Below are 10,086 nucleotides of genomic sequence, written 5' to 3' on the forward strand. Positions count from 1 at the left end.
TCGGGGCCTGTGGACAACTTGTCCACACCCTCCGCGCACACGGCCGCCACTGGCCCTCCACCGCCGGACGGGACCCCGCACCCCACGACACGGGTGGGACTCGTGGTGCAGGATGGCCGCGATGCGCAGAGGACTGCTACACGTACTGGCCTGGCTGCTCGCCACGGGCGCGGCGGTCACGTTGTCGTGGTGGGGTGTTCACACGGTGATGGCCGGCACCGCCTACGACCCGCCCCGGGCCCTGCCCATCACGGCCGCCGACGCGAAGGACACGGGGAAGGACCGCGAGGAGCCCGCGCGGGTCTCCGACACCGCCGGCCCGGACCCCTCCCCCAGCACCGGCCGGCCGGAGCGGAAGGGCGGTCAGGGGAGGAATGGCACCGGCACGGCGTCGCCGGTCCCGACGAAGTCCCCGCGGGTCAGCCCGGGTCCGAGCACCGGCTCCTCCGGTGACTCCGGTGAGGTCAAGGCGTACGACACCGAGGGCGGCCGGGTGGTCTTCTCGCTGACGAGGACGTACGCGACCCTCGTCTCGGCCACGCCCGGTTCGGGCTGGTCGATGCAGGTGTGGAAGACGGAGTCCTGGATCCGCGTGGACTTCGCCGCGGGTTCGGACCGGGTGTCGGTGTTCTGCACCTGGCACGACAGCGCGCCCCGCGTGGACGTGCAGAACTTCTGACCGCCGACTGCCCGGCCCCGGCCGCGGGTCAGCGGAACACCGAGGGCGGCGGGGCGGGCGAGGCGACGGCCGCCGCGTCGGTCACGGGTGCCGCCCCGCCGGTGAAGTCGGTGAGCGCCCTGCCGTGCTCGACGCGGCCGGGATGCGGGTCGGAGGCGGCGCGGCGGGTGAGTTCGGCGAGCGGCAGCGGACGGCCCGAGGCCACGAGGACCGCGTTGCCGAATCGTTTGCCCCGGAGCACGGCCGGGTCGGCGACCAGCGCGAGTTCGGGGAGGACGGCGGCGGCGGTGGCGATCTGGCCGCGCAGATGGGCGAGCGGGGGACCGTCGGCGACATTGGCGGCGTAGCACCCGTCGGGCTTCAGCACGCGCCGTACGTCCGTGAGGAACTCCGTCGACGTCAGATGTGCCGGGGTGCGTGCCCCGCTGAACACATCCGCGATCACCAGGTCCGCCCAGCCGTCCGGCACCTTGGCCAGACCCTCGCGTGCGTCCGTCGACCGCACCCTCACCCGGGCGTTCGGGTCCAACGGCAGCTCACGCCGTACGAGTTGGACGAGTGCCGCGTCACGTTCGACGATCTGCTGGGTGGACCGGGGCCGGGTGGCGGCGACGTACCGGGCGAGCGTGAAGGCGCCCCCGCCGAGGTGCACGGCGTGCACGGGCCGCCCGGCCGGGGCGACGAGATCGATGACGTGACCGAGCCGCCGCTGGTACTCGAACGACAGATACGCGGGGTCGTCGAGGTCGACGTGCGACTGCGGAGCCCCGTCGACGAGCAGCGTCCAGGCCCGCGTCCGGTCCGGATCCGGCACCAGCTCGGCGAGCCCTCCGTCGACCGCTTCGGCGACGACGTCGGCTCCCCGTCCCCGCCCCTTCTTGGACCTGCCCATACGGCCATTATCGACCGTGCGGAGCAGGGCCTCCACGCCGGTGCGCTCCCCGACGGGCCATGGCCGCCGCCCCTTCCTGGCCGCCGCCCCTTCCTGGCCGCCACCCCTTCCTGGCCGCCGCCCCTTCCTGGCCGCCGCCCCTTCCTGGCCGCCGCCCTTTCCTGGGCGACGTCCGGCGGCGGCACGGTCCGCGCCGTTCAGCGGCAGTTGTCGGCGGCCTCGATCAGCCGCGCCGCCTCACCGAGCGCCGCCCGCAGCACCGCCGGGTCCGTCGCCAGGTCCGCCTCCCCCGGCGGCAGCAGCCAGTCGGCGCCGTCCGCGGGGGCCAGTTCCGCGCCCCGCCCTTCGCTCTGCGTACAGGTGCTGCCCGGCACGTCCCACGCGTCGGCCGTGCCCGGCGGGACGAGGAACCCGAGGGTGTCGCAGGCGTCGTCGTGCAGGACGGGCCCCACGGTCATGACGGGCCCGACCACGTCGAGGGCCCCGCGCCGGAGGATGTCGACGGCCTCCAGACCCTGCCGCGCGGGGACGGTCACGAGGTCGCACTCGGAGGCCGACTGGGCCGGCGGGGCAGGGTGTTCGGGGGTCGGCCAGTGCTCCGCGGCGGGCACGTCGGACAACGGCGTACGGGGTTCGACGTTCTTCATCCGGGCCTCCAACGCGTACAACCCCCTTCTTCCGGCAGACGGCAGCGGGAGTTCGGGCACTCCCGGTCCACGTTGCCCAACGCGCGGGCCCGTCAACGGCTACGGCGGAACCGTGCCGCAAAGGATGGCAGTTCATGGCAGATCAAGGATGAGATATCCGGTTTGTAGCCAAACCTCGCATCGAGGCATCCGCGGGGCGGGTACGTTCTTGCCCCGCCGGACACAGAGGAACCAACCACCCAGGACGCGGACAACTCGCCTGGGACAACTCCCCTGATTCCGGCACGGTTCGACGGTTCGCGAGAGAGGGCCCGACCATGGCGTCGTCATCGGTGACCTCATCCCAGTCCCCCCGGCCACAGCGGCCGAACCTCGTCTTTCGGCGGCTGCGCGGGCAGCGCTCGCCGGGCGAGTTCGCCGCGGCGGTACGCCGGGCCGCGCGTGAGATCGGTGAGCGGGTGAGCTGTGACGCGCGCTACGTCGGGCGGGTCGAGTCAGGAGAGATCCGCTGCCCGAACTACGCGTACGAACGGGTGTTCCTGCATATGTTCCCGGGCCGGACCCTGACCGACCTGGGGTTTGCGCCCCGCGCGGAGGTACGCGGTAGGGGGGCGCGCTCCACCGAGGAGGCGCCCTCCCCTCGCACCAAGAGCCGCTCGCGCTCCTCCCTGGGTGAGAGGGGTGAGGCGGAAGGGGCGTACGAGCCGTATGAGACGCAAGAGACGTACGACATGCAGGACCCGCCGGGCGACACGGGCTATGTGCGCGGTCGGCGGGACACGCACCACACGTACCAGGACCACGAGGAGAGCGACGTGCAGCGTCGCGCATTCATGACCGGGGGTACCGCCGCCATGGCGGCCGCCTCCTTCGGCCCCTTCGCCCTCGCGGGCACGGCCTCGGCCGCGGGCCGTTCCGCGCATCGCGCGGGTTCGTCGGAGGCGGGGGCCCTCGAAGCGGCCGTGCGCAAGATCCGGCTGCTCGACGACAGGCACGGGGCCGACGGGCTGTACCGCAGGGCCTCGGCGCCGCTGCGGGCCGCGTACGCGCTGCTCGACGCGGGGACCACCCGGCAGGCCAGCGCCGACCGGCTGTACGCGGGCGCCGGTGAACTCGCCATCTCCGTGGGCTGGCTGGCCCATGACTCGGGGCGTTTCGACGACGCCCGCTCCCACTACGCGGAGGCGCTCGCCACGGCCCGGATGTCGGGCGACCCGGCCCTGGAGGCGCACGCGTTCTGCAACACGGCGTTCCTCGCGCGGGACGCGGGCCGACCGCGGGAGGCGGTACGGGCGGCACAGGCCGCGCAGCGGGTGGCGCGGCCCCTCGGTTCACCGCGGCTGATGTCCCTGCTGGCGCTGCGGGAGGCGGGCGGCTGGTCGGGGCTCGCCGACCGCACCGGGTGCGAGCAGGCCCTGGCCCGGGCACACGCCCTGTTCGGGCGGGGGACGTCCGACGCCGACCCGGAGTGGATGACCTTCTACGGCGAGGCCGAGCTGGAGGCACTGGAGGCGCAGTGCTGGTCCACGCTCGGCGACTGGCCCCGCGCGGCCCGGCACGCGCGGCGGGCCGCGCAACTCCAGAACCCGCACTTCACCCGCAACATCGCCCTCTACACCGCCGAACTGGCCGACGACCTCGCGCGCGGGGGCCGCCCCGACGAGGCCGCGGCGGCGGGGATGCGGGTCCTCGACCTGCTGGACGAGGTCCAGTCCTCCCGGGTCCAGCAGATGCTCGCGGGCACGGCCCGCGTCCTGCTGCCGCACCGCCGCGCGGCAGGCGTGTCGGCGTTCCTGGAACGCCACGCGGGGGTCGCGCGAACCGCCTAGCAGTACTTCGGGCCTGGCTGCGCGTGGGGGGAGGCGTCTCAGCCGGACAGGTGCCCCGTGTCGTTCCACGACTCGATCGCCGGGTCGCCGTAGGCCCAGCCGAGGACCGACAGGGACGTCGGGTTGAGGCGGACACGGGCGGCGAAGTCGATGCCCTGGCCGAGCCAGCGGGCGGCTATGGACCGCAGGATGTGCCCGTGGGCGAAGACCAGCACATCCCGCTCCTCGCTCCGCGCCCACTCCACCACCTCGTCCGCGCGCGCGGTGAGCTGCTGGAGGGTCTCCCCCTCGGGGACGCCGTCGCGCCACATGAGCCAGCCGGGCCGTACGGCGTGGATGTCGGCCGGGGTGAGCCCCTCGTACGTCCCGTAGTCGACCTCCATGAGCGTGTCCCACGCGGTGGCGCGCTCGCCGAACCCGGCCAGTTCGCAGGTCTCACGCGCGCGTGAGAGGGGACTCGTACGGACCTCGACTCCGGGGAGCCCGTCCAGGGGCGGCCGGTGCAGGCGCTCGCCCAGCAGCTTGGCACCGCGTCGGCCCTCTTCGAGGAGGGGGACGTCCGTCCTGCCGGTGTGCTTCCCGAGCCGGGACCATTCCGTCTGTCCGTGGCGGGCCAGCAGGATGCGCGGTGCCATGCGAAAACCTTTCCGGGTGTCCTCTGGGAGAAGAGAGAATGAAGAGGCGGACGCGTCCATCATCGCTCAGACTGCCGGGGGGCAACCCGAGGGGCGATCCCAGCGTCTTGGACAACGTCCTGCACACGGGAGGACGTCCCGCGCACGACGCACAGATGAACACAGTGGACGCAGATGGGGGAGGGCGATCGGATGCCGCAGACCGAGGCGGCCGAAGCACCGGTCACCGAGAGGACCGACGCACCGGTTACCGAGGCAGTGCCAGGCACGCACACGCGGCTCCGCTGGTGGACCGAGTTGCCGCTGATCCTGCTGGTGTACGGGGCGTACTCGGCCGGCCGGCTGCTCGCCCGGGGCGACACGTCGACCGCCGTGGAGCACGGCCTGGCGATCCTGCGCTTCGAGAAGGCCCTGAGCCTCAACGCCGAGCATCCGCTGAACCGGCTGTTCACACAGGAGCCCTGGATAGGCATACCCGCCGACTTCTGGTACGCGTCCCTGCACTACCTGGTCACACCCGTACTCCTGGTGTGGCTCTTCCGCTCCCACGCCGTGCGCTACCGCGCGGCCCGCACTTGGCTGATGACCTCCACGTTCATCGGCCTGATCGGCTTCACCCTGCTCCCGACCTGCCCGCCCCGGCTGCTCGACCCGGCGTACGGCTTCGTCGACACCATGGCCCACTACAGCTCCTGGGGCTGGTGGGGCGGCGAGGCCAGCGCGCCCCGCGGCCTGGGGGGCATGACCAACCAGTACGCCGCGATGCCGAGCCTGCACGTCGGCTGGGCGCTGTGGTGCGGGGTGATCCTCTGGCGCTTCGGCGGCGGCTCGCGCCTCGTCCGGGCCGCCGCCATCGGCTACCCCGTGATCACCACCCTCGTGGTCATGGGCACCGCGAACCACTACTTCCTCGACGCGGCGGCGGGCGCCGCCGTGATGGGCGTCGGTCTGCTGCTGGCGCCGCTGGTGCTGCGGACCGCGGACCGGTGCCGGGTCGCGCTCGGGCTCACGGCGACCGACGGCGACCGCGCCGGCACCGGCCTCGTGGTCCGGAGCAAGGGCGACGGCGGGCCGCGCCGGGAGGAGCGTGCGGACAGTGCCGTCACCCCCGTCCCGGCGGCCTCTCCCGGCTCCCTGTCCCCGATTGTCAGTGCCGGATGCCAGACTTCGCCGGGTGAGCGAATTCCACGGCAGCGGATCACCGAACCCGAGCCGGGTGCCGCCCCCTCGGAAGCAGGGGACGGCGCTCCGGCAGCAGCTCGCTGAGCTGCGCGGACCCGAGGTCCCACCGAAGGCGCTGGACGCGCGCGCCCTCGCCGCGCTCGCGGCCAACCCGGGCTGCGAGCGCCGCGCGCTGCTGGACGGCGCCGGGGTGAACAAGGCGGTGCTGGCGGACGCGCTCGGTTCGCCCTCCGCCTTCGGCCAGTCGCAGTTCGCCTTCATGCGGGGCAACGCCTTCGAGGCCCGGGTGAAGGCGGACGGCGGAGCGGAGCTGCTGAGACTCGTCCACGAGAAGCTGGACCTGGGCGCCGAGCCGCCGGCCGGCGCGTCCGTCCCCGACCTCGCCGCCGTCGGCCCCGAGGGCCGCGCCGCCCGTACGGCACTGGCCCTGCGGGAGGCCACCGACGCGGGCGGCTGGGCGCTGCTCGACCACCCCATGGTGGCCCTGGACGTGGCGGGCTCCCCCGCCTTCCTGGAGCCGGACGCGGTGGTGGTCCACCCGGACGGCACCTGGACGGTCGTCGAGATCAAGTCCTTCCCGATGCTGGACGGTTCGGCGGACCCCGCGAAGGTGGGCGCCGCCGCCCGCCAGTCCGCCGTCTACGTCCTGGCGCTGGAGGAGGTGGCCGCCCGGCTCGACCCCGCGCCCGCCGTCCACCACCGGGTGCTGCTCGTGTGCCCGAAGGACTTCACCAACCTGCCCACGGCCGCCGCGGTCGACATCCGCAAGCAACGCGCGGTCACCCGACGCCAGTTGACCCGGCTCACCCGGATCGAGGACATCGCCGCCGCCCTCCCCGAAGGCACCTGCTTCGCCCCCGACCTCCCCCGTGACGAGCTGACGACCGCCGTCGAGACCCTCTCCGCCAGCTACGCCCCCGAGTGCCTCGCCGCCTGCGAGCTGGCCTTCCACTGCCGGGCCCGTTCCCGCGCGGACGGCGCGGTGACCTCCCTGGGGCGGGCCGCGCGAGCCGAGTTGGGCGGACTCACCACCGTCGAGGACGTCCTGGCGGCGGCCCACGGCAGGGCGGGCGACCCCGACGACCCGACGGTGGCGGCGCTGCGCCGGGCGGCGGAGCTGCGCGCCGAGGCCCTCGCGGCGGCCGGTGCGCCCGTCCCGGTCACCGAGGGGGCCGTGTGTCACTGATCGCCACCCTCGCCCGCCTCGAAGCCATCAGCTCGGGCCGCGCCCAGCCCGCCGCCACCGTCCTGCACCGGCATCTGACCGCGACTCCGCTGGTGTTCGTGCCGCTCATCACGGCCGGTGAGGCCGGGGCCCCGCTCGGGGCGCTCGTCGGCACCGACCGGGACGCGCCCCGGCTGCTGGTCGTCCCCCAACCCCGCGACCGTGACCTGCGGTTCGCGTTCCTGGCGGAGCTGGCGGACATCGTGCTGCCCTACGTGGACGCGTACGCCGACGTCGTGGAGGCGGCCGAGCGCAGAGAGACCGACCCGGAGACCGGCAAGCGGGTCAAGGTCGAGGTCGAACTGTGCGCCGACGCCCCGCAGTTGATCGTGCCGAGCCGCACCGGCATCGACTTCGTCCGGCTCCTCGGGCGCTCCATGCGGTTCCGGCGGACCGCCGAGCAGGACCCGGAGGCACCCCACCCGGCGCCGCCGCGGGTGCCGCTGCTCGGGCGGTGGCTCACCCACTTCGGGGAGCGGGCGCGGGTGCCCGGCTCCTCTCTGCTGCTCGCCCTGACCGATCTACTGGCGCGGCACTGGGCGACCGGGCAGTCCGGCGTCGAGGACCAGCACCTCGCGTCGCTGCTCGCGTGGATCGACCCGCCGGAGGGCGAGTCGGGCGAGGCGGCGGCGCGGCGGGCCGAGCTGGCGCGGGACTCCGAGGGCCAGTTGCTGTGCCCGCCCGCCGGTCCGGCGACGGACCCGGCGTTCGACAACAAGCTGCTGGCCCCGGCCATCGAGCGGTACGACCGGGCCCGGCTGGCGCTGTCCGCCGCCGAGGACGGGCTGGAGGCCGACGCACGCCTCGGCGCGCTGACCGCCGCCGAGCGCGAGGTCCGCGCCCTCGTGGAGAGCCGCACCCGGCCCACCTGGGACGCCGTCTGGCACGGCCTCGACCTGCTGCGCGCCCTGCCGGAGGGCGCCCACGCGGCCGACCGGTGGACCCGGGACCGCTGGTCCTTCACCGGCCACCGGGACCGGATCGTCGCCGGGGAGCCCCCGCAGCCCCGCATCGACGACGCGGTCACCGCCGCGAACAAACTGGCCGCGCGGGAGCGGGAGCAGGCCCGGCTCGACGCCCAGGAGGCCCTCGACGACCCGCTGGTGATGGCGGGGCGGCGGCTGTCCGGGGAGGCGTTCGCCGGTGAGGTCACCGATGTCGTGATGGCGTACAGCGAGGGCAGGCGGCCGAGCCCCCGGCCGCTGGTCACCGTACGGACGCAGGACCGGCCGCATCTCGGGGAGCGCGTGAAGGTGTACCGCTCGCTGGGCGGGAAGCCGCAGACCGCCGAGTTCGTGGCGGCCGAGGAGGACGCGGAGGACGGCGGCCGCGGGGTGCTCCTCACGCTGCGGATCATGGACAAGATGGGGCGGGGCAAGGAGCCGGAGGTCGGGTCGGTCCCGGAGAAGGGCGACCGGGTCTGCTTCACGCTGTTCGAGCACGACCAGCGGGGCGGGGCGAAGCTGCCCGAACCCGAGGACACCCCGTGGACGCACGGCGGGCCGCCGGGTGAGCCCGACGCCGTACCGCTGCCGGACCCGGTGACCGAGGAGGACGTCCTGTGACCAGCGCCGAGGCAGTGCTCGACCCGGGGGCCGCGGCAGGGCGGGCCACCGAGGCGATCCTCCGCGACACCCTGCACGGCACGCATCGCGGGGTGGTGGTCGACTCGCCGCCCGGCGCAGGCAAGTCCACGCTCGTCGTCCGCGCCGCGCTGGAGCTGGCCTCCGCCGGACGCCCGCTGATGGTCATCGCGCAGACGAACGCGCAGGTGGACGACCTGGTGATCCGGCTCGCGGAGAAGGACCCCGAGCTGCCGGTGGGCCGGCTGCACAGCAGTGACTCCGACCCGTACGACAAGGCGCTCGACGCCCTGCCGAACGTGAAGAAGTCGACGAAGGCGGCCGAGCTGGCGGGCCTCGACGTCGTGATCTCCACGGCCGCCAAGTGGGCCCACGTCAAGGGTGTCGAGCCGTGGCGGCACGCGATCGTCGACGAGGCGTACCAGATGCGGTCGGACGCGCTGCTGGCCGTGGCGGGGCTGTTCGAGCGGGCGCTGTTCGTGGGCGACCCCGGGCAGCTGGACCCGTTCTCGATCGTGGGCGGCGAGCAGTGGGCGGGGCTGTCGTACGACCCGTCGGCGTCGGCGGTGACGACGCTGCTCGCGCACAACCCCGAGCTGCCCCAGCACCGGCTGCCGGTGTCGTGGCGGCTCCCGGCGTCGGCCGCGCCGCTGGTTTCCGACGCGTTCTACCCGTTCACGCCGTTCCGCAGCGGCACGGGGCACGGGGACCGGCGGCTCGCCTTCACGGTGCCGTCCGACGGGTCCGGCCCGGACCGGGTCATCGACGAGGCCGCCGAGTCGGGGTGGGGGCTGCTGGAACTGCCGGCCCGCCACACGCCCCGGACCGACCCCGAGGCGGTACGGGCGGTCGCCCTGGTCGTACGGCGGCTGCTGGACCGGGGCGGGGCGGCGACGTCCGAGCGGGCCGAGGAGCCGGTGCCGCTGACCGCCGACCGGATCGCCGTCGGCACGGCCCACCGGGACCAGGCCGCCGCGGTGCGCGCCGCGCTGGCCGAGCTGGGGGTGTCCGACGTGGTGGTCGACACGGCGAACCGGCTCCAGGGCCGGGAGTACGACGTGACCGTCGTCCTGCATCCGCTCTCCGGCCGCCCCGACGCGACGGCCTTCCACCTGGAGACCGGACGCCTGTGCGTCCTCGCCTCCCGCCACCGCCACGCCTGCATCGTGGTCTGCCGCGCGGGAGTGACCGACCTCCTGGACGACCACCCGTCCACCGAGCCGGTCCAACTGGGCGTGACCGTCAAATTCCCGGACGGCTGGGAGGCGAACCACGCGGTACTGGCGGAGCTGGGGGAACACCGGGTGGTGTGGCAGCCGTAGCCGCGCGGCGAAGCAGGACCGACCGCCCGCCCGGCAGGGAACCACCACACCGCCCCCCGACCCGCCGGACGGAGTCCGGCACGCCACCGACA

9 protein-coding genes are annotated in these 10,086 nt (G+C 74.4%); 6 read left to right on the top strand and 3 right to left on the bottom strand.

The window, feature by feature from the left end; translation table 11 throughout:
• The first annotated feature begins 112 nt into the window (after positions 1–112).
• Positions 113–679 (top strand): hypothetical protein, encoded by a 567-nt coding sequence (locus M8J73_RS30125; protein WP_055540318.1) that lies wholly within the window; start codon positions 113–115, stop codon positions 677–679.
• Between the two features lie 28 nt (positions 680–707).
• Here the strand turns inward: M8J73_RS30125 and M8J73_RS30130 are convergent, their stop codons facing one another.
• Together M8J73_RS30130 and M8J73_RS30135 are read right to left on the bottom strand one after the other, a co-directional pair.
• Complete coding sequence (locus tag M8J73_RS30130) at positions 708–1,571, bottom strand: spermidine synthase (RefSeq protein WP_055540319.1); 864 nt, start codon at positions 1,569–1,571, stop codon at positions 708–710.
• Positions 1,572–1,768: 197 nt separating this feature from the next.
• Complete coding sequence (locus tag M8J73_RS30135; protein ID WP_240501499.1) at positions 1,769–2,218, bottom strand: hypothetical protein; 450 nt, start codon at positions 2,216–2,218, stop codon at positions 1,769–1,771.
• A gap of 317 nt (positions 2,219–2,535) precedes the next feature.
• Between M8J73_RS30135 and M8J73_RS30140 the strand changes: the two genes are divergently transcribed.
• Positions 2,536–4,047 carry an NsdA family TPR-like regulatory protein gene (locus tag M8J73_RS30140; protein ID WP_055540320.1) on the top strand — a complete coding sequence of 504 codons (1,512 nt, stop codon included), beginning with the start codon at positions 2,536–2,538 and terminating at the stop codon, positions 4,045–4,047.
• Between the two features lie 38 nt (positions 4,048–4,085).
• Here M8J73_RS30140 and M8J73_RS30145 read toward each other — a convergent pair whose 3' ends face one another.
• Positions 4,086–4,682 (bottom strand): histidine phosphatase family protein, encoded by a 597-nt coding sequence (locus M8J73_RS30145; RefSeq protein ID WP_055540321.1) that lies wholly within the window; start codon positions 4,680–4,682, stop codon positions 4,086–4,088.
• A 192-nt stretch (positions 4,683–4,874) separates the two neighbouring features.
• On the opposite strand from M8J73_RS30145, the gene M8J73_RS30150 reads away from it, so the two are divergent.
• Genes M8J73_RS30150 through M8J73_RS30165 form a run of 4 tightly spaced genes read left to right on the top strand, consistent with a single transcriptional unit; the run spans position 4,875 to position 9,994 of the window.
• Positions 4,875–5,948, top strand: coding sequence for a phosphatase PAP2 family protein (locus tag M8J73_RS30150; RefSeq protein ID WP_055540322.1), 1,074 nt, complete (start codon positions 4,875–4,877; stop codon positions 5,946–5,948).
• The gene (locus M8J73_RS30155; protein WP_249829303.1) at positions 5,899–7,050 is read left to right on the top strand and encodes a hypothetical protein; all 1,152 of its coding nucleotides are present in this window, start codon (positions 5,899–5,901) and stop codon (positions 7,048–7,050) included. Before M8J73_RS30150 ends, M8J73_RS30155 begins: the two co-directional genes overlap by 50 nt.
• On the top strand, positions 7,041–8,654 hold the full coding sequence (locus M8J73_RS30160; protein ID WP_055541686.1) for a hypothetical protein: 1,614 nt from the start codon (positions 7,041–7,043) through the stop codon (positions 8,652–8,654). The genes M8J73_RS30155 and M8J73_RS30160 overlap by 10 nt, the downstream gene beginning before the upstream one ends.
• Complete coding sequence (locus tag M8J73_RS30165) at positions 8,651–9,994, top strand: AAA family ATPase (protein ID WP_055541685.1); 1,344 nt, start codon at positions 8,651–8,653, stop codon at positions 9,992–9,994. The genes M8J73_RS30160 and M8J73_RS30165 overlap by 4 nt, the downstream gene beginning before the upstream one ends.
• The last annotated feature ends 92 nt before the right edge of the window (positions 9,995–10,086 follow it).

Origin of the sequence: Streptomyces neyagawaensis (assembly GCF_023516595.1) — a bacterium.
GTDB classification, from domain to species: Bacteria; Actinomycetota; Actinomycetes; order Streptomycetales; family Streptomycetaceae; genus Streptomyces; species Streptomyces neyagawaensis.

Coding starts and splice junctions, on each gene's coding strand:
- M8J73_RS30135 (WP_240501499.1), bottom strand. CDS start 2,218: ATGAAGAACGTCGAACCCCGTACGCCGTTGTCCGACGTGCCCGCCGCG.
- M8J73_RS30125 (WP_055540318.1), top strand. CDS start 113: ATGGCCGCGATGCGCAGAGGACTGCTACACGTACTGGCCTGGCTGCTC.
- M8J73_RS30150 (WP_055540322.1), top strand. CDS start 4,875: ATGCCGCAGACCGAGGCGGCCGAAGCACCGGTCACCGAGAGGACCGAC.
- M8J73_RS30130 (WP_055540319.1), bottom strand. CDS start 1,571: ATGGGCAGGTCCAAGAAGGGGCGGGGACGGGGAGCCGACGTCGTCGCC.
- M8J73_RS30140 (WP_055540320.1), top strand. CDS start 2,536: ATGGCGTCGTCATCGGTGACCTCATCCCAGTCCCCCCGGCCACAGCGG.
- M8J73_RS30145 (WP_055540321.1), bottom strand. CDS start 4,682: ATGGCACCGCGCATCCTGCTGGCCCGCCACGGACAGACGGAATGGTCC.